Genomic DNA, 17908 nt, shown 5'->3' on the forward strand with positions numbered 1-17908 from the left:
CCCTCCGAGGGCCCGTCCCCCAGCGTTTCCGAGGGCCCGTCCTCCGGCGTTCCGAGGCCCCGGAATCGGCCCTCCACGTGCCGCGTTGCACCATGGAGGGTCGGAGACACGGAGAGACACGGAGAGACGAGGAGCGGGAACGTGGACGTCCAGGGCACGGTGGCGGCGGGCTGGGAGCCCGTCCGGGACGCGTTCCTGCGCAACTTCGAGCAGCGCGGCGAGCGCGGGGCGGCCGTCGCCGTCCACCGGGACGGCGTGCGGGTCGTCGACCTGTGGGCGGGCACCAAGGACGTCGACGGCGAGGACGCGGACGGCGAGGACGCCGATGGCGGGGACGTCGACGGCGGGGCGCCCTGGACCGGGGAGACCGCCCAGGTCGTCCGCTCGGCCACCAAGGGCGTCGCCGCCGCCGTGCCCCTGCTCCTGCACCAGCGCGGCCTGCTCGACCTGGACGCCCCCGTGGCCACGTACTGGCCCGAGTTCAAGGCGGCCGGCAAGGACCGCGCGACCGTGCGGGACCTCCTCGCGCACCGGGCCGGCGTCCCCGTCCTCGACCGGCCGCTCACCCTCGCCGAGGCCGTCGACCTGCCGACGGCGACCGCCGCCGTCGCCGCCCAGGCCCCCGTCTGGGAGCCCGGCACCGCCCACGGCTACCACGCCCACACCTTCAGTTGGCTGCTCTCCGGCCTCGTCCACCGCGTCACCGGCCGGACCGTCGGCCGCTGGGTGGCGGAGGAGATCGCCGGCCCGCTCGGCCTCGACCTGTGGATCGGGCTCCCGGACGCGGAGGCCCACCGGGTCGGCCGCATCGGACCCGTCGAGGAGGTCGAACCGGCCGGGAGCGGCGCGCTCCGGCTCCGCCCCAAGCGCGCGGTCACCGAGGCCTACCGGGACCCGGACTCCCTCACCCGCCGCGCCTTCGGCGTCATCGACCCGGCGCCCGACGAGAACGACCCCGTCTACCGGGCCGCCGAACTCCCCGGCTCGGCCGGCGTCGCCACCGCCCGCGCGCTCTCCCGCTTCTACGCCGCCACCCTCGGCCCCGTCGACGGCGCCGAGCGCCTCTTCGCCCCGGCGACCCTCACCCTCGCCCGTACCGAGGAGTCCGCGGGCACGGACCGCGTCCTGCTCGTCGGCACCCGCTTCGGCCTCGGCCACATGCTGCACGGCCCGGCCTCGCCGCTCCTCGGCCCGTCCTCCTTCGGCCACCCGGGCCGCGGCGGCTCCCTCGGCTTCGCGGACCCCGACTCCGGCATCGCCTTCGGGTACGTCACCAACGGCATGCGCAAGACGGTCACGGCCGACCCGCGCGCCCAGGCCCTCGTCCGGGCGGTGGGAGCGGTGACGGCCTGACGGCCTCGCCGTCGGGCCCGGCTCAGGCCGCCGACGGCGTCAGCGCGAGCACCACCCCGAGGCCCACGAGCACGGCGCCGATGGCCTTGTTGAGCACGGTCTGCCGCCGCAACAGCCGGTCCCGCAGGCCCTGCCGGGAGAAGAGCAGCGCGGCGAGCGCGAACCACACCAGGTGCGCGAACGACATGAACAGGCCGTAGCCGATCTGCTGGGGCACGGGGGTGTCGGCGCTGACGACCTGGGTGTAGGTGCTCAGGACGAACAGCATCGTCTTCGGGTTGAGCGCGTTCGTCAGGAGGCCGGTGCGCAGCGCGCCGGCCTTCGACAGGCCCTCGCCGTCCGACAGGTCGACGTCCACCCGGGCCCTGGTGACGAAGGTCTTGTACCCGACGTAGACCAGGTACGCGGCGCCGATCAGCTTCATCGCCGTGAAGAGCGCCGGGCTCCGGGACACCAGGAGCCCGACGCCCAGCATGGTGTACGTGACGTGGACCAGGACGCCGAGGGCGATGCCGACGGCGGCGAGGACCCCGGCGGTCCGCCCGTACAGGTAGCTGTTGCGGACGGTCATCGCGAAGTCCGCTCCGGGGCTGATGACGGCCAGGACGGTGATGACCGCCACGGCGACGAGCTGACCCATGTTCCCGACGTCCCCCTCCGCTGGTCCGGGCCGGGAGGGCGGGGATCCGCGCCGGGCACCGGAGCCTGCGACAGTAGGTGATCACCGGAGCGGTGCGCGAGGGGTCTTCCCGCCACGGACCCGCGTTCTCCGGCCCGTTGCGCGGGTGTTCCCCCTGGTGCGGGCGGCGGACCGGGTGTTGTGATCACTCCATGGAACACAAGGAGCGCACGGAACACACGGAACACACGGAACACGCGGAACACACGGATCGCATGGATCTCGGGAAGAGACTCGACGGGTACGGGGTGCTGATCACGGGCGCGGCGCGCGGCATCGGCGCGGCCACCGCGCGGCGCCTCGCGGCGGAGGGCGCGCGGGTCCTCGTCACGGACGTGGACGGGGAGGCGGCCCGCGCCACGGCGGCGGAGCTGCCGGGGGCGGAGTCCGTACGCTGCGACGTGTCCGACCAGGGCTCGGTGGACGCGGCCGTGGCGTACGCGGTGGAGGCCTTCGGCGGTCTCGACGTCCTCGTGAACAACGCGCTCGGCCCCGTGGCGCCCGACCGGGACCGCTTCGAGGACGAGCCGGAGGAGGGCTGGGCCGTCCAGCACGAGGTCACGTTCCTGGGGGCCGTGCGCTGCGCGCGGGCGGCGCTGCCGCACCTGGCGGCGGCGGGCGGGCGCGGGGCGATCGTCACCATCGGCTCGGTCAACGCGGAGGCGGACTTCGGCAACCACGCGTACAGCGCCGCCAAGGCCGGTCTCGCCTCCCTCACCCGCACCCTGGCGGGGGACGCGGCGGCGCGCGGGGTCCGGGTCAACCAGATCAACCCGGGCACGATCGCGACCAGGGCCTGGGAGGGGAAGGAGGAGGGGCTCGCGGCCCTCGCCGAGCGGGTCTACCCCCTGGGCCGCGTCGGCACCCCCGACGACATCGCCGCCGCCGTCGCCTTCCTCGCCTCCCCGGACGCGTCCTGGATCACCGGCACGGTCCTCCGCGTCGACGGCGGACTCCTCGCGGTGAACCGTCACTTCAGGGAGGTGCTGGGCGACTGAGGCGCGCCGCCCCGCGCCGGGGGCGAACGGGCCCGTGTGAAATCGCTCCGGCCGAGCAGGTGAAGGGGAAGGGAAGTCAAGGGAGACGGACGGAGAGAGGACGCGATGAGCACCATCCAACGACCGGTCCACGGCAGCACCGCCGACGCGTCGGTGGGCGACCTCGTCTCGCGGGCGTCGCAGCAGATCTCGGAGCTGGTCCGCGACGAGATGCGGCTCGCCCGGGCGGAGATGACCGAGAAGGGCAAGCGCTACGGCGTGGGCGGCGGCCTGTTCGGCGGCGCCGGCCTGGTCGGCGTCCTGGCCGCGCAGGCCCTCGTCGTCGCCGTGATCGCGGCCCTCGCCCTGGTCCTCCCGGTCTGGGCCTCGGCCCTGATCGTCGCCGTGCTGCTCGCGGCGGGCGCGGCGGGCATGGCCGTGGCCGGGAAGAAGCAGATCGACGAGGCGGGCGCGCCGACCCCCGAGCAGACCATCGACAACGTCAAGGCCGACGTGGCCGAGATCAAGGAGAGGGCCCACCGATGAACCACCAGCCGCAGCGTGAGAAGACCGCGAACGACCTCGGGGAACTGCGCGAGCAGGCCGAGCACACCCGCGAGGAACTGGGCCGTACGGTGGAGGCGTTGGCGGCCAAGGCCGACGTGAAGGCGCAGGCCGGGGAGAAGGTGGCCGCGGCGCGGGAGAAGGCGGCGGTCGCGACGGAGAAGGCCAAGGTGAAGGCGGCGGTCGCCACGGACCTGGTGAAGGAGAAGGCCGCGGTCGCGTCCGACCTGGTCAAGGAGAAGGCGGCGGTGGCGTCCGAGAAGGCCAAGGAGAAGGCCGCGGTCGCGTCCGACCTGGTCCAGGAGAAGACCCCCGACCCGGTCCTGGAGAAGGCCGGAGCGGTCGCGGACAAGGCGAAGGCCAACCGCACCCCGCTGCTCGCCGGGGTCGCCGCCCTGGTCGCCTTCCTGCTCGTGCGCCGGACCCGCCGGAACCGCCGCGGACGCCGCTGAGCGTCACCGGAACGGCCGACGCCGCCGCCCCGGGGGATACCTCCCGGGGCCCGGGGCACACGGGATCCATGCACGGACACCATGCGCGCCCCAGCAGCAGCACCCTGTTCGGCTCGTCCTCCGCCCCGTCGTCCGACCGGACCGCGGGCAGGCACTCGCGACCGGGCAGGATCGCCACCCGCCTCCGCCGCCGGTTCCTGGTGTACGGGGCGGTGGAGTTCCTGTCCACGCACGTCCCGGACGACCCGGGCCCCGGCGAGGAGTGCCTGCTCCTGGTCCACACCCGCCAGGTCGTCGGGGAGGTCCACTACCGGATGTGCGCCCGGTGCGCCCGGGGCGTCATCACCGACGTCACGCTCGACGAGCGCTTCCACGGCAGCGGCCTGGGCACCCGGGCCCTCTCCCACCTGCGCGCCCGCCACCCGGGCACCGCCTGGCACAGCACCCTGACCCTCCGCGCCACCCGCGACCTCCTGCGCCGGATGCGCATCCCGACGACGGACCCGGGCCCGCTCTGCGCCCACGCCGGGTGATGGCCGGCCCGCTCACCCGGGCACGAGCCGCCCGGTGAACCCCGCGTCCCGAAGGCGCTCGCAGGCGGCGACCACGGTCCCGGGGATCTCCTGCTCGATCATGAATCCCCGCGCCGGATAGACGATCAACCGCTGTACGGCTCCCACGAGCATGTCGAGGACGAGCCGGGCGTCCCCGATGGACTCGACGTACGCGTCGAGCGCCAGGGGAGCGGACGCGCCGACGACCTCCACCTCCGGCCAGAGCCGCCGGGCGGTGGCGTACGCCCGCCGCTCCTCGTACGGCTTGCTGACGAGCAGCACGGACGACACGTCCACCCCGTGCTCCGCGAGCAGTTCCCGCGAGAACCGGATGTTCTCCCCGGCGTTCCGCGCCCGCGTCTCCACGAGCACGATCCCCCCGGGCACCCCGCTCTCCAGCGCCCGCTCCCGGTAGTGCACGGCCTCGCCGCGCGGCATCCGGTCCCGGGTGGTCGGGTTGCTGGCCCCGGTGAACACGATCATCGGCGCCATGCCCCGCCGGTACAGCTCCACCGTCACGTCGGCCACCCCGAGGTCGTGACTCCCGAGCCCGACGGCCACGGAACAGGGGCGCGGCTCGTGGCCCATCCGCTGGAAGTCCCAGAGGAGTCGGGCGTCGGCCATGACCATGCTGTTGCTCTCGTACTCGGTCCGTGCCATGCGCTCAGCCTTCCACCAGCGGGCCGGCGAACACGCCCGGAGCGGTCACCGTGCGGGCCGGGACCCCGGCCGTGCGCCACGAGAAGACAGGCGCACGGACGGGGCGGTTCATCCATCAGCCCGTCGCGGGGACGGGTCGGCCGGGGTCGTCCAGCCACGGGGTCTCACCCGTCGCCGTCACGGTCAGACCGAACCGTTCGGGGCCGGGGCGGCCGTGCGACGTCCACCACGCGTACGCGGCCTCCGTCTCGTCCCAGAGGCGCCGGGGTCCGTGCTGCCAGACCGTGAACCGGTCGTCCGACGTCCCGTCCCGGTCCACGGCCGCCCACGACGTCGCGTCGGTCGTCGCGACCCAGAGCCGGGACGCCACTCCCTCCACGTCGGGGTCGTCGTGCCACGTCCACCACACGTCACGGAGCAGCAGCCCCATGGCGAACCGCACGGCGAGGTCGTCCCCCGTCACCCGCCACGGCGGAAGGCCGGTGCTCGACTCGTCGGGCCGGTGGGCGTCGCGCACCACGTCCCGGAAGATCCGCAGGTCGGTGCGCTGCGCCCGCATGAGCATGAACGCGGAGTGCGGCGAGAAACGGCCCGACGCGGCGCCGGCGTCGTCCACGGTCATGCGGAGCAGCCCGTAACAGGTCCAGGGGCTTTCCCAGGGGGTCAGGACGACGCCCCCGGGCTTGACCTGTTCGAGCCACGGGCGGGGAAAGGAACGCACGGAGCACGTGGCCACGAGCCGGTCGTACGGAGCGCCGCCCGCGTGGCCCAGGGCACCGTCCCCGGCGACCACCTCCGCCCTGAGCCCCTCCCTCCACAGCCGGTCCTTGGCCGTGGCCGCCAACACGGGGTCCACTTCGACGGTCGTCACGTTCTCCGCGCCGACCACGTGGGACAGCAGCCCCGCGTTCCAGCCCGTGCCGGTGCCGATCTCCAGGACCCTGTGTCCTTCGCCCACGTCCGCCATGCGCAGCATGCGGAACACGATGCCGGGCGCGCTCGCGGACGACGACGCCCAGCGTTCGCCGTCCTCCCCGGGATCCTCGCCGTCGTTGACCTGCGTCACCACGGAGTCGTCGGCGTACACCGCACGCAACCACGCCTCCGGTTCGTCAGCGCGGTGGCACGGCTCCAAGTCGTCGCCCAGGTAGATGCGTTCGGGCACGTACGCGGAGCGGGGCACGGCCCGTGCGGCACGCTCCCACGCGGGCGGCACGAGCCCTTCCCGTTTCAGCGCGTCGAGCAGACCGCGGAGCGCGGTCCGCTCGGCCGCCGCGAAGTCTTCCGTCACCGTCACTTTTCCTTCTTGTGCTTCGGCGGGTCCTTCGGCTTGACCGTGTCGGAGGACGGCTTGGACGTCCCCGGGTCCTTACCACCGGAGTGCTGCCCGGTGCCGCCGCTTCCGCCCTTGCCCGTTCCCCATCCCATACTGCTTCCCCTCTCGGTCATGGACCTTCACGGTCCTTCTGTGGAACCCGCCCCGGGCGGTGCTGTCCTTCCCCACCCGGGGCGGGAGTCTCGGCGCGGCGGACCTGCCGCGAGTGGCGCGCCAGCGCTTCGAGCTGTCGGCGCTGGTACGGCGTGGTGGGACGAAGTCGCGAAACGGCTGCCTGCCACCGGTAGCCGGAGGGCCGTTCGAGGGAGGCGAGCGATCCCGTCACGGACCGCACCACGCCCACCACCTCCGCGCCGGGGTCGAAGACGGGGGAGCCGTTCACCAGGAACGCGGGGCGTGATCCCGGCTCCGGCGGTTCAGCTCGCGAACCCGGGGGGACATCGCGTCGGACTGCCGGGCCGGCACCATGTCGCCGGCGTACGCTTCCCATTCCCTTCCCCCTGTCAGTGGCCGAAGTTGATAACAGGGCCCCACGTGACCCATCACGCGCCCCACGCGGTCCGTACGGGTGTCCCGGGCGACGTCCCCGGGCTCCCAGTGGCGCGGGTGCTCCGTAGCCCCGCCGGGGTCGCCCACCAGCCGCTTGAGCCCCGCGTGCACCCGCTCGACCAAGGCCCGTGTCGGCTCCGCGTACTCGCGCGGTACGGACTCCGGAACGAGCCGCCAGAACGCTCCCGCATCCACCTGCGCGCCGAGCTCCGTCACGCTGCCCTGCTCGGGAGCGGCTCTCTCGTCCATGGTTCGGTCCCTCACGGTGACGTCGTTCCTTGTGGTGATCCCTGCTCGCTCTAGGCAACCGCGTGACTACCGACAGCGGTACTGTTGCGAAGGGGGCGGGACTTAAGAGCTTTAAGTGCGTTCACCTCACGGGGAGTTGATTACTTGTGGCCGACCCGAAGCCGAACGAAGGACTCGTGCGCCTATACCGGGAGACCGGCTGGACGCTGCGGCAGTTCGCGCAGGAGATCAACCGGCTGGGTACGGAGCGGGGCACGCCCCTCCGGTACCGGGAGCCCTCGGTCCACCAGTGGCTCAGGGGCCACCTGCCGAAGGAAGCGGTCCGGCCGCTGATCCTGGAGGCGTTCGCCCGCAGGCTGCGCCGGCCCGTGCCGTACGGCGAGACGGGCTTTCCGTCTCCTCCCGCCGAAGAGACCAGCACGCTCCCCAGTACCGTGGAAGGACTGTTGGACCTGGGGAGGCAAGACATGGATCCGTCCCGTCGCAGCGTTCTCGGGGTCGGCCTCTTCTCCGTCGCGCTGACCATTCCCCACTGGCCTGACGTCATCGGTCGAATGGAAGCTGCGCAGAAGGGTCATGTGCGGCGCATAGGAACGGCGGACGTCCAGGCCGTCGCCGCCATGACCGAGCGGATCTCCGACCTCGACGACCAGTTCGGCGGACGGACCGCCCGCCCCATGGCCGCGGCGTTCCTCGTGAACACGGCGGCCCCGTACTTGCGCGCGGAAGCCCCCGAAGGCGTGCGCAAGGCGATGATGGGCGCCGTCTCGGACCTCTGCTACCTCACGGGGTACATGGCGGTGGACGAGGGGCTGCACGGACTGGCGCAGCGGTACTACCTCAAGGCGCTCGAACTCGCCGGGGCCGCCGAGGACCACTTGACGTTCTGCACCACCCTGCGGGGCATGAGCGTCCAGGCCGTCGACCTGGGGCACGGCGCGGAGGCGATGCGCCTCGCGGACGCCGCTGCCGCCGCCTCGCCGCAAGCGGGCCCCCGGATGCGGGCCTTCCTCGCCGGCCAGCAGGCCCACGCGGCGGCACAGACGGGGGCGCGGGGCGCGGCGCTGACGTACCTCAAGGAAGCCGAAGTGGCCATGGAGAAGGCCGAGTCGCAGTCCAAGGCCTTCGGTTCCTACGATCCTTCCTCGCTCCTCTACCACGCCGGCCAAGTACGTTTCGAACTCGGCGACGTCGCCGGGTCGATCGCGGCCATGCGGGAATCGGACAAGGTCCGCCAGAGCGTCTACCGGCGCGCTCGCGTCCGGCATCGCTGCACCCTGGCCGAGAGGCAGCTCGACCTGGGGCACCTCGAAGCGGCATGCGCCACATGGACCCTCGCGCTGGAGGACTACCCGAGCCTTCAGTCCGGGCGGGCGGACGAGCGCATCAAGGTCATGCACAGCCGCATCAAGCCCCACATCAAGAATCCCGTGGCGCGAGACCTCTTCGAGCGGGCGCGAGGGGTGACGCCGGTCGGCCTCCTCCCCCGGTGAGGGGAAGCGAGCCCCCGGTCCCGTCGACGCGCCGCCCCGTCACCCCACGTGCAGCATCAGCCCGATCCCCACCGCCATCAGCGCCGCCGCCGCGATGCGCGGAGCGCCGAAGCGTTCCTTGAAGAGGAGGGCGCCGATGGCCGCGCCCACGATGATGGAGGACTCGCGGAGGGCGGCGATCGGGGCGAGCGGGGCCTGCGTCTGGGCCCAGAGGACCAGGCCGTACGCGGCGACCGAGAGGGCCGCGCCCAGCAGGCCGCGGGCGGCGTACGGGCGGAGCTGGGGGAGGAGGGCGGCGCGGCGGCGCCACAGGGCGTACGCCGGGATCGCCAGGCCCTCCAGGACCATCAGCCACGCGATGTAGCCGAGCGGGGTGCCGGAGGCGCGGACGCCCGTGCCGTCGACGACCGTGTACAGGGCGATCGAGACGCCCGTCGCGCCCGCCGCCAGGAGGGCCGGGCCGTGCGGCCGCGCGCCCTTGCCCCGGATGCCCCACAGGGCGAGCCCGGTCAGGCCCGCGCAGGCCACCGCCACCCCGAGCAACTGCCGGCCGTCCGGGACCTCGTCGAGGAAGACGGCCGCCAGGAGGGTCACGATCAGCGGGGCCGTGCCGCGCGCGATCGGGTACATCTGCCCGAAGTCGCCCAGCGTGAACGAGCGCATCAGGAGCACGTAGTACCCGACGTGCAGGAGCGCGGACACGATCAGGTACGGCCACGCCCCCGCCGCCGGGAAGGGGGCGAAGGGGGCGAGGAGCAGGCCGATCAGCGCCCCGCCGCCCGCGATCAGCGTGAAGGAGAGCAGTTGGTCCTTGATGTGGTGCGCGAGGGCGTTCCAGCCGGCGTGCGTGACGGCCGCGACCAGGACCGCGAACGTGACGAGCGGGGTCACGCCGACGGCTCCCGGACGTCCACCAGGGTGCCGCCCGCCTGCGCGACCAGCGCCTTCGGGTCCATCGCGAAGACCGTGTGCGGGGTGCCCGCCGCCGCCCACACCACCTCGTGGTCGAGGATCCCCCGGTCCGCGAGGACCCGGGTCCGGACGCGGTGGCCGAACGGCGGGACGCCCCCGATCGCGTACCCCGTCGTCTCCCGGACGACCTTCGCGTCGGCCCGGGTCACCTCCCGCGCGCCCAACTCCTCCCGCACCCGCTCGACGTCCACCCGCGACGCGCCGTCCACGAGGACGAGCACCGGCACCCCGTCCGCCGCGAAGACCAGCGACTTCACGATCTCCGCGACCGCGCAGCCGATCGCGTCGGCGGCCTGCTGCGCCGTGCGGGTCTCGTCCGGGAAGCGACGGACCTCGACGCCGAGCCCCAGCTCCTGGAGCGCGGCGGCGAAGAGGGGGTGGGCGGGGGACGTCTCGTCAGGAGTCATGGCCCGCACGGTAGTGGTAGGTGCAGGGGCCACGCGACCCGCTTCCGCCGTGCGGACATCCCCGGCCCGGCCCGGCTTCGGACCTCCGCCACCCCCGGCCCGTCCGGGCGCGGCTCATCCCGCCCCGTCCCACCCCGCCTCAGCCCGCCTTCAGAACCCTCGCCACCACCGGCCCCGCCGCGTCGCCCCCGTGCCCGCCGGCCTCGACGACCGCCGCCGCCGCGAGGTCGCCCGAGTAGCCGGTGAACCAACTGTTGGACGTGCCCTGGCCGTCGACCTCCGCCGAACCGGTCTTCGCGCCCTTGGGGCCGGGCACCCCCGCCATCGCCCGGGTCGCGGTGCCGTCCGGCTCCGTCGCCGTCTCCTTCATCATCTGCCGCAGGCCCGAGGCGATCTCCCCGGGCAGCCGCTCGGCCGTGGCGAACTCCCGGTCGCCGTACTCCTTCGCCACCAGGTACGGCTGGCGGAAGCCGCCGTCCCGCACGGTCGCGGAGAGCGAGGCGACGTTCAGGGCGCTCATCGTGACCTTGCCCTGGCCGATGTACGAGGCGGCCGTCTCTCCCCCCTGCGACACGGGCACGCTGCCGTCCCACGCCTGCACCCCCACCTGCCAGGTGAGGCCGATCCCGAAGTAGCGGCGGGCGGTCTCGCCGAGGGCGCCGTCCTCCAGGTCCTTCTCGCCGAGCGGGCCGAGCGCCTTCTTCAGGAAGGCGGTGTTGCAGGACGTCCTGAAGGCCTTGGCCAGCGTGCCGCCCTTGAAGGAGGAGTGGTCCAGGTTGTGGAAGGTGACGCCCTTCCAGCTCGCCTCGGGGGAGCACTCGACGGGGCTGCCGGGGCCGCCGAGCCCGTGCTGCATGATCATCGCCGACGTCACGATCTTCATCGTCGAGCCCGGCGCCTGCGCCCCCTGGAACGCCGTGTTGAAGCCCCCCGCCGGGCTGTTGGCGACCGCCCGTATCGCGCCCGTCGACGGCTCGACCGCCGCCACGGCGGCCCGGGAGTACGCCGTGACCGCCTTCTCGGCCGCCGCCTGCACCCCCGCGTCGATGGTGGTCTCTATCGTGCCGGGCCTGCCCTTCCGCAGGACCAGGAGGGGGGTGTCGGCGACGGTCTCGCTGCCCGAGTCGATCCAGGTCTCGACCCCGGTCGTGCCGCCCGCCCGCGCCCCGTACCGCTGCCGCAGGGTGTCGATGATCAGGCCGAGCGAGGGGTACTTCTGCCCGGTCAGCTCGACCCCGTTCCGGTCGACGGCCTTCACGGAGGCGACCTTCGCGGTGCCGGTGCGCAGGGTCGCGCCGGCGGTCAGCTTCGGGTGCAGGACGGCCGGCCGCCACCGCACCAGCGGCCGGCCGGTGGTCGTCCCCCGGACCACGGTCAGCTCGGAGGCGTACGACAGGTCCTTGGACACGCCCTCGTACGAGACCGTCGCCCGCACCGTGAACGGCACCTTCGTGCCGACCGGCGTCCCGGGGGTGATGACCGCCTTCGAGACCTTCGCGCCCTCCTTGTAGGCGAGCAGCGCGGGGCCGGCCGTGACCGGGTCGTTCGTGAGCTGGGCCGCCCTGTCGGACTCCCCGGCCGCCCAGGCCGCCAGGAAGTCCTTCGCGGTGGCCGTCGTCTCCTCGGGGGTGACGGGCCCGGATCTCTTCTCCGGCACGGCCTCGCTCCGGGTGCTCACGGTCGAGTCGCCGCCCGTGACGCCGTTCCACAGGTTGTAGCCCCCGTAGCCGACCCCGCCCGCGACGACCGCGAAGACCCCTCCGACGACCGCGACCTTGGCTCCACTGCGCATGACTGCGTTCCCCTCCCCCAGACGGCCGTCCAGTCAAGCAGCGGGCTCCCGGGCGTGTCGAGCACCTTCCGTCATGTCCGTCACTCCGGCACCGGCACCCTCACACCCACGTGTCCAGCCACATCCGCCCCCGCCAGTCCTCCAGCGGAATCGGCGTGCCCGTGTAGATGGGCCAGAAATAGATGAAATTCCAGACGATGAGGAGGACGAGACATCCCGCCGCCACCGCGCCGAAAGTGCGGCGCCTTTCCGTGGAACCGCGGGGCCCGATGAGCGCGCCCAGCATCATGGCCACCGCCAGGCACAGGAAAGGCACGAAGACGACCGCGTAGAAAAGGAAGATGGTGCGTTCCTGATAGAGGAACCAGGGAAGCCAGCCGGCCGCGATGCCGCAGGCGATCGCGCCCGCTCGCCAGTCGCGGCGGAAGGCCCAGCGCCACAGGACGTACAGGATCGCGAAGCAGGCGGCCCACCACAGGAGCGGGGTGCCGAGGGCGAGGACCTCCTGGGCGCACTTCTCGCCGGCGTCGGCCGGGCAGCCCTTCGTGCCGGGCGCCGGGGACTCGTAGAAGTACGAGACGGGGCGGCCGAGGACGATCCAGGACCAGGGGTTCGACTCGTACGTGTGCGGCGAGGTCAGGCCCACGTGGAAGGAGTAGACCTCGGTCTCGTAGTGCCACAGGCTGCGCAGCCAGTCCGGCAGCCAGCTCCAGGTCCCGCCCCCGTCCAGCTTGTCCTGGTCGGCGGCCCACGTGCGGAAGTAGCCCTTGTCGCCGACGATCCAGCCGGTCCAGGTCACCAGGTAGGTCGCGATCGCCACCGGCACCACCGAGGCGAACGCCGGGACCAGGTCCTTCCTGATCACCGAGACGTACGGGCGGACCGCGCCCGCCGTGCGCCGCCCGGCGACGTCCCACAGCACCGTCATCAGGCCGAAGGCCACCATGACGTACAGGCCGTTCCACTTGGTCGCCGCCGCGAGCCCCAGCATCACGCCGGCCGTGATCCGCCACGGCCGCCACCCGAGCCGCAGGGACTCCGCGACCTCCCCGTCCGGCCGCAGCACCCCCTCCTCGTCCTCCGGGAGCGCCGCCGCCAGCCGCTTCCTGACCCGGTCGCGGTCCAGGACGAGGCAGCCGAAGGAGGCGAGCACGAAGAACATCAGCACCTGGTCGAGGAGCGCGGTGCGGCTCATCACGAAGTGCAGCCCGTCGACGGCGAGCAGCAGGCCCGCCAGACAGCCCAGGAGCGTCGAGCGGAACAGGCGCCGCCCGATCCGGCACAGCATGAGCACCGACAGGGTGCCGAGCAGGGCCACCATGAAGCGCCAGCCGAACGGCTCGAAGCCGAACAGCTTCTCGCCGGCGCCGATCACCCATTTGCCCATCGGCGGGTGCACGACGTAGCCCGGGTCGGTCGGCACGAGGACCGACCCCGGGTCCTTCAGGATCGTCTTGTCGATGTCCTTCGGCCAGGCCCCCTCGTACCCCTGGTTGATCAGCGCCCAGGAGTCCTTCGCGTAGTACGTCTCGTCGAATATCACCGCGTTCGGCTTGCCCAGGTTCCAGAACCGGAGCAGGCCCGCGACCGCCGTGACCAGGAGCGGACCGCCCCAGGCGAGGAGCCGCCACAGCTTCTCGGCCCCGTCGGGGCCGACGCCGAGGAACGACCACACGCGCGCGGAGGGACGGGTGTACGGGGGGTCGAGCCGCTCCCGCAGCCCGATGGGGGCGGCGCGTCCGGCGGGCGGCTCGTAGCCGAAGAGCCGGAGCCGCTGCTGCCACGAAGAGGGCTCTGCCACGGACTGCCGGCCCTCCAGGGTCTCGGGTGCGGTACTGGTCACCGCGCCATCGTAGGGAACGCGCCTGTGCGCGTCGCCCGTCCGGGCTGGGAGGATGGCACCCGTGACAGGAACGCTGGTACTCGCAGGGACCCCCATCGGCGACATCGCGGACGCCCCGCCCCGCCTCGCCACCGAGCTGCAGGGCGCGGACATCGTGGCCGCCGAGGACACGCGCAGGCTGCGCGGCCTGACCCGGGCGCTCGGCATCCACACCTCCGGGCGCGTCGTCTCCTACTTCGAGGGCAACGAGTCCGCCCGGACGCCCGAGCTGGTGGAGGCGCTGGTCGGCGGGGCGCGGGTGCTGCTCGTGACCGACGCGGGCATGCCGTCCGTGTCGGACCCCGGCTACCGGCTCGTCGCCGCCGCCGTCGAGGAGGGCGTCAGGGTGACGGCCGTGCCCGGCCCGTCCGCCGTCCTCACCGCCCTCGCCCTCTCCGGGCTGCCCGTCGACCGCTTCTGCTTCGAGGGCTTCCTGCCCAGGAAGGCCGGCGAGCGCCTCGGGCGGCTCCGCGAGGTCGCGGACGAGCGGCGGACCCTCGTCTACTTCGAGGCCCCGCACCGGCTCGACGACACCCTCGCCGCGATGGCCGAGGTCTTCGGCGCCGACCGCCGGGCCGCCGTCTGCCGCGAGCTGACCAAGACGTACGAGGAGGTCAGGCGCGGCCCGCTGGCCGACCTGGCGGCCTGGGCGGCCGAGGGCGTACGGGGCGAGATCACCGTCGTCGTCGAGGGCGCTCCGGAGACCGGACCCGCCGCGCTCGACGCGGAGGAGCTGGTGCGCAGGGTGCGCGTGCGCGAGGAGGCGGGGGAGCGGCGCAAGGAGGCGATCGCCGCCGTCGCGGCCGAGGCGGGCCTTCCCAAGAGGGAGGTGTTCGATGCCGTCGTCGCGGCAAAGAACGCGGCCGCACAGGATCCCGGAAAGGCTGCGCGGGGCCCCGGAAACGGTAAAGAGCTAATCTGAAAGGCAAAGCCGAAACCGGCGCCGGGACTCTTCACGGGGCGCTTGGCAAGGGAAGCGCCAAAAGCCTTCCATGGTTCGACCCGCGCTGATGCGCTCCGGCCCGAAAAGGCGTCCACTGATCAGTGGAGAGGAGCTGGCATGAGCGAGATCACCGGCACCGGCATATCCGTCGCACACGAGGCGTACGCCTTCGCCTGCATGCGCTGCGGATACGGCTGGGAGCAGGCGTACGACATCGAGCACCACGTCGACGCCGCCGGCCAGGAATTCGTCGTCTACAAGGCCGGGGGAGAGCGGGTCCCGTCCCCGCTGTCCCGACCCACCTGCATGAACTGCGGCGGCCACGTCGTCAGGATCATGCGCGCGGGACAGGTGTCCTCGGTGCTCGACCTGATCGCCGCGACGGAGAAGCACGGGCGCGGGTCCAAGGAGACCAAGCCGGTCGGGCCCGCCGGGCCCATCGGGCAGGAACTGACCGAGGGTCCCGACGTCCCGCCGGTGCCGCACCACTGGCACCTGTCGGACCTCCTGCACCCCTTCCGGAAGCGCGGATAGCGCGGACAGCGCGGACAGCGCGGACAACGCCGGCAGCGCGAGGAGCCGGGAAGGGCCGGACGCCGGAGCTCGTGGCCCCCGTACGGGCGACCCTCGTACGATCGGGGCCATGAGTGCCAAGGACGCCCCGCCGCCGCTGCCCGAACCCCTCCTCGTGGAGGTCGCGGACTCGCACACCCACCTGGACCTCCAGTCCGGGACCGTCGAGGAGGCCCTGGTGAAGGCCGCCGCCGTCGGCGTCACCACGGTCGTGCAGGTCGGCTGCGACGTGAAGGGCTCCCGGTGGGCCGCCGAGACGGCCGCCGCCCACGAGAACGTGCACGCGGCCGTCGCGCTGCACCCCAACGAAGCCCCCCGGATCGTCCTGGGGGACCCCGACGGCCGGTCCCGGCAGGGGGCCAGGGAGGGCGGCGGGGACGCGGCCCTCGACGACGCGCTCACCGAGATCGACCGGCTCGCCGCCCTGCCGCACGTGCGCGGGGTCGGCGAGACCGGCCTCGACTTCTTCCGCACGGGACCCGAGGGCGTCGCCGCGCAGGAGCGCTCCTTCCGGGCCCACATCGAGATCGCCAAGCGGCACGGCAAGGCGCTCGTCATCCACGACCGCGAGGCCCACGCCGACGTGCTGCGCGTCCTGGACGAGGAGGGCGCCCCCGAGCGGACCGTCTTCCACTGCTACTCCGGCGACGCGGAGATGGCGGAGATCTGCGCGGCCAAGGGCTACTACATGTCCTTCGCCGGCAACGTCACCTTCAAGAACGCCCAGCCGCTCCGGGACGCCCTCGCGGTCGCCCCCCTGGAGCTGGTCCTCGTCGAGACCGACGCCCCCTTCCTCACCCCGGCGCCCTTCCGGGGCCGCCCCAACGCCCCGTACCTGATCCCGGTCACCGTCCGGGCCATGGCGGAGGTGCGCGGGATCGGGGAGAACGAGCTGGCGGAGGCGATCGCGGTGAACACCGCCCGCGCGTTCGACTACTGATCCGGCTGCCGACCCGACCGCCGACCCCGGCACCCGACCCGGTGCCCATCCCGGCGGTCACCGATCCATAACGGTTACGGGAAGTGGTCGGGTCGTCTTGGAGCGTGACCGGGGCCGGGGCTAGGGTCCCGGCCTCGTGAGCACTTCCCAGGGCAGTCACCGGGCCGGACGCCGGGGCGCCACCCCCGCCGTTCTCCCCGGCCCCGCCGCCCCTCCCGGTCTCTCCGTCCACGAGCAGCCGACGCAGGCGGCCCCGCTGGTCGTGCCGTCCTCCCCGGGAGCCCCCGGCGCCGCGCCCGCTCCCGGCGCCGCCCCCGGCGCCGTCCCCGGCCAGGGCACCCGCGCCGGGGCCCGCCGGGCCGCCCGCCGCCGCAGGACCTCCGGATCCGCCACCGGCTCCTCCGGAGCCCCCGGCCTCGCGAAGTCCGCCGGAGACGGCCTGCGCCGACTCGTCCCGCAGGCCCTCGTCGTCGCCTTCCTCGCCGGCGGCACCACCGCCTTCGTCGCCGACGACAAGGCCGTCCGCCTCTCCGTCGACGGCGTCCCCCGCACCCTGCACACCTTCGCCGACGACGTCGGCGAACTCCTCGCCGACGAGGGCCTGGCCGTCGACGGGCACGACATCGTCGCCCCCGCCCCCGGCGAGCCCCTCGCCGACGGCGACGAGGTCGTGGTCCGCTACGGACGCCCGGTCGCCCTCACCCTCGACGGCCGGAGCCACCGGGTGTGGACGACGGCCCGCAGCGTCGAGGAGGCGCTGCGCCAGTTCGGGGTCCGCGCGGAGGGCGCCCACCTCTCGGTCTCCCGCTCGGCCGCCATCTCCCGGCACGGCCTCGCCCTCGACGTGCGCACCGAGCGGGCCGTCACCTTCCTCGCCGACGGACGCGAGCGGACCGTCCGCACCAACGCCGCCACCGTCCGCGAGGCGCTCGCCGAGACCGGGATCACCCTCTCCGGGCAGGACGCCCTCTCCGTGGACCCCGGCTCCTTCCCCCGCGACGGCCAGACGGTCACCGTGCTGCGGATCACCGACAGCAGGCGGGTGCGCGAGGAGACCGTCCCGTACGCCGTCGAGCGGATCCGCGACCCGGAGCTGTTCGCCGGGACCGAGGTCGTCGAACGGCAGGGCGTCCACGGCGTCCGCCGCGTCACGTACGCCCTGCGCTCGGTCAACGGCGTCCAGGGGCGGCCCCGCCGGATCGGCGAGGAGATCGTCCGCGAGCCCGTCAGCCGCACGGTGCGGATCGGCACCCGGCGCCCGCCCGCCTCCGTCTCCGGCGCCGACGGCCTCGACTGGGGCGCGCTCGCCGCCTGCGAGTCCGGCGGCCGGCCGGACGCCGTCGACCCCTCGGGGACGTACGGCGGGCTCTACCAGTTCGACCCCGCCACCTGGCGCGCGCTCGGCGGCACCGGCACCGCCCAGGACGCGCCCGCCGCCGAGCAGACCTTCCGGGCGAAGAAGCTGTACGTGCAGCGGGGGGCGAGCCCGTGGCCCCACTGCGGGCGCAGGCTCCGGGGGTGAGCGGGCCGCGC

At 73.7% G+C, this 17908-nt stretch carries 18 protein-coding genes; 10 read left to right on the forward strand and 8 right to left on the reverse strand.

Annotated features, from left to right (window positions below; translation table 11 throughout):
- The first annotated feature begins 141 nt into the window (after positions 1–141).
- Positions 142–1353 (forward strand): serine hydrolase domain-containing protein, encoded by a 1212-nt coding sequence (locus ACFYNX_RS30385; RefSeq protein WP_388665978.1) that lies wholly within the window; start codon positions 142–144, stop codon positions 1351–1353.
- 22 nt (positions 1354–1375) lie between these two features.
- On the opposite strand, the gene ACFYNX_RS30390 is transcribed toward ACFYNX_RS30385, so the two are convergent.
- Positions 1376–1993 (reverse strand): LysE family translocator, encoded by a 618-nt coding sequence (locus tag ACFYNX_RS30390; RefSeq protein ID WP_388665981.1) that lies wholly within the window; start codon positions 1991–1993, stop codon positions 1376–1378.
- A 254-nt stretch (positions 1994–2247) separates the two neighbouring features.
- Between ACFYNX_RS30390 and ACFYNX_RS30395 the strand changes: the two genes are divergently transcribed.
- From ACFYNX_RS30395 to ACFYNX_RS30410, 4 genes are all read left to right on the forward strand, one after another.
- Positions 2248–3030, forward strand: coding sequence for an SDR family NAD(P)-dependent oxidoreductase (locus ACFYNX_RS30395; RefSeq protein WP_388665984.1), 783 nt, complete (start codon positions 2248–2250; stop codon positions 3028–3030).
- Between the two features lie 105 nt (positions 3031–3135).
- Positions 3136–3555 (forward strand): phage holin family protein, encoded by a 420-nt coding sequence (locus ACFYNX_RS30400; protein WP_388665987.1) that lies wholly within the window; start codon positions 3136–3138, stop codon positions 3553–3555.
- Positions 3552–4025 carry a DUF3618 domain-containing protein gene (locus ACFYNX_RS30405; protein WP_388665990.1) on the forward strand — a complete coding sequence of 158 codons (474 nt, stop codon included), beginning with the start codon at positions 3552–3554 and terminating at the stop codon, positions 4023–4025. The genes ACFYNX_RS30400 and ACFYNX_RS30405 overlap by 4 nt, the downstream gene beginning before the upstream one ends.
- Before the next feature lie 68 nt (positions 4026–4093).
- A complete protein-coding gene (locus ACFYNX_RS30410; RefSeq protein WP_388665993.1) occupies positions 4094–4558 on the forward strand; it encodes a hypothetical protein in 465 nt (154 codons plus the stop codon).
- Between the two features lie 12 nt (positions 4559–4570).
- On the opposite strand, the gene ACFYNX_RS30415 is transcribed toward ACFYNX_RS30410, so the two are convergent.
- The 3 genes from ACFYNX_RS30415 to ACFYNX_RS30425 form a co-directional block, all read right to left on the reverse strand.
- A complete protein-coding gene (locus tag ACFYNX_RS30415; RefSeq protein ID WP_388665996.1) occupies positions 4571–5239 on the reverse strand; it encodes a YdcF family protein in 669 nt (222 codons plus the stop codon).
- A 115-nt stretch (positions 5240–5354) separates the two neighbouring features.
- Positions 5355–6530, reverse strand: coding sequence for a methyltransferase domain-containing protein (locus ACFYNX_RS30420; protein ID WP_388665998.1), 1176 nt, complete (start codon positions 6528–6530; stop codon positions 5355–5357).
- A 2-nt stretch (positions 6531–6532) separates the two neighbouring features.
- Positions 6533–6667, reverse strand: coding sequence for a hypothetical protein (locus ACFYNX_RS30425; RefSeq protein ID WP_356544069.1), 135 nt, complete (start codon positions 6665–6667; stop codon positions 6533–6535).
- An 852-nt stretch (positions 6668–7519) separates the two neighbouring features.
- Here ACFYNX_RS30425 and ACFYNX_RS30430 point away from each other — a divergent pair.
- Positions 7520–8866, forward strand: coding sequence for a tetratricopeptide repeat protein (locus ACFYNX_RS30430; protein WP_388666001.1), 1347 nt, complete (start codon positions 7520–7522; stop codon positions 8864–8866).
- A gap of 39 nt (positions 8867–8905) precedes the next feature.
- On the opposite strand, the gene ACFYNX_RS30435 is transcribed toward ACFYNX_RS30430, so the two are convergent.
- The 4 genes from ACFYNX_RS30435 to ACFYNX_RS30450 form a co-directional block, all read right to left on the reverse strand.
- Positions 8906–9757, reverse strand: coding sequence for an EamA family transporter (locus ACFYNX_RS30435; protein WP_388666004.1), 852 nt, complete (start codon positions 9755–9757; stop codon positions 8906–8908).
- On the reverse strand, positions 9754–10245 hold the full coding sequence (locus tag ACFYNX_RS30440; RefSeq protein ID WP_388666007.1) for a YbaK/EbsC family protein: 492 nt from the start codon (positions 10243–10245) through the stop codon (positions 9754–9756). Before ACFYNX_RS30440 ends, ACFYNX_RS30435 begins: the two co-directional genes overlap by 4 nt.
- A 139-nt stretch (positions 10246–10384) precedes the next feature.
- Positions 10385–12037 (reverse strand): penicillin-binding transpeptidase domain-containing protein, encoded by a 1653-nt coding sequence (locus ACFYNX_RS30445; RefSeq protein ID WP_388666010.1) that lies wholly within the window; start codon positions 12035–12037, stop codon positions 10385–10387.
- Between the two features lie 100 nt (positions 12038–12137).
- A complete protein-coding gene (locus ACFYNX_RS30450) occupies positions 12138–13880 on the reverse strand; it encodes a dolichyl-phosphate-mannose--protein mannosyltransferase (RefSeq protein WP_388666013.1) in 1743 nt (580 codons plus the stop codon).
- Positions 13881–13932: 52 nt separating this feature from the next.
- On the opposite strand from ACFYNX_RS30450, the gene rsmI reads away from it, so the two are divergent.
- The 4 genes from rsmI to ACFYNX_RS30470 all read left to right on the forward strand — a co-directional run bounded on the left by rsmI (position 13933) and on the right by ACFYNX_RS30470 (position 17897).
- Positions 13933–14841 carry a 16S rRNA (cytidine(1402)-2'-O)-methyltransferase gene (rsmI, locus tag ACFYNX_RS30455; protein WP_388666016.1) on the forward strand — a complete coding sequence of 303 codons (909 nt, stop codon included), beginning with the start codon at positions 13933–13935 and terminating at the stop codon, positions 14839–14841.
- A gap of 138 nt (positions 14842–14979) precedes the next feature.
- Positions 14980–15396, forward strand: a complete 417-nt coding sequence (locus ACFYNX_RS30460; protein WP_388666019.1) for a hypothetical protein — start codon at positions 14980–14982, stop codon at positions 15394–15396.
- Positions 15397–15505: 109 nt separating this feature from the next.
- A complete protein-coding gene (locus tag ACFYNX_RS30465) occupies positions 15506–16375 on the forward strand; it encodes a TatD family hydrolase (protein ID WP_125668078.1) in 870 nt (289 codons plus the stop codon).
- A 136-nt stretch (positions 16376–16511) separates the two neighbouring features.
- A complete protein-coding gene (locus ACFYNX_RS30470) occupies positions 16512–17897 on the forward strand; it encodes a ubiquitin-like domain-containing protein (protein ID WP_388666022.1) in 1386 nt (461 codons plus the stop codon).
- Positions 17898–17908 lie beyond the last annotated feature (11 nt).

Origin of the sequence: Streptomyces sp. NPDC007872 (assembly GCF_042868165.1) — a bacterium.
GTDB lineage: Bacteria > Actinomycetota > Actinomycetes > Streptomycetales > Streptomycetaceae > Streptomyces.

Excerpts from the sequence above, each read along its gene's own strand:
- ACFYNX_RS30390 (WP_388665981.1), bottom strand. The coding sequence starts at position 1,993 with ATGGGTCAGCTCGTCGCCGTGGCGGTCATCACCGTCCTGGCCGTCATC.
- ACFYNX_RS30395 (WP_388665984.1), top strand. The coding sequence starts at position 2,248 with ATGGATCTCGGGAAGAGACTCGACGGGTACGGGGTGCTGATCACGGGC.
- ACFYNX_RS30400 (WP_388665987.1), top strand. The coding sequence starts at position 3,136 with ATGAGCACCATCCAACGACCGGTCCACGGCAGCACCGCCGACGCGTCG.
- ACFYNX_RS30405 (WP_388665990.1), top strand. The coding sequence starts at position 3,552 with ATGAACCACCAGCCGCAGCGTGAGAAGACCGCGAACGACCTCGGGGAA.
- ACFYNX_RS30410 (WP_388665993.1), top strand. The coding sequence starts at position 4,094 with ATGCACGGACACCATGCGCGCCCCAGCAGCAGCACCCTGTTCGGCTCG.
- ACFYNX_RS30415 (WP_388665996.1), bottom strand. The coding sequence starts at position 5,239 with ATGGCACGGACCGAGTACGAGAGCAACAGCATGGTCATGGCCGACGCC.
- ACFYNX_RS30425 (WP_356544069.1), bottom strand. The coding sequence starts at position 6,667 with ATGGGATGGGGAACGGGCAAGGGCGGAAGCGGCGGCACCGGGCAGCAC.
- ACFYNX_RS30440 (WP_388666007.1), bottom strand. The coding sequence starts at position 10,245 with ATGACTCCTGACGAGACGTCCCCCGCCCACCCCCTCTTCGCCGCCGCG.
- ACFYNX_RS30445 (WP_388666010.1), bottom strand. The coding sequence starts at position 12,037 with ATGCGCAGTGGAGCCAAGGTCGCGGTCGTCGGAGGGGTCTTCGCGGTC.
- rsmI (WP_388666016.1), top strand. The coding sequence starts at position 13,933 with ATGGCACCCGTGACAGGAACGCTGGTACTCGCAGGGACCCCCATCGGC.
- ACFYNX_RS30460 (WP_388666019.1), top strand. The coding sequence starts at position 14,980 with ATGAGCGAGATCACCGGCACCGGCATATCCGTCGCACACGAGGCGTAC.
- ACFYNX_RS30465 (WP_125668078.1), top strand. The coding sequence starts at position 15,506 with ATGAGTGCCAAGGACGCCCCGCCGCCGCTGCCCGAACCCCTCCTCGTG.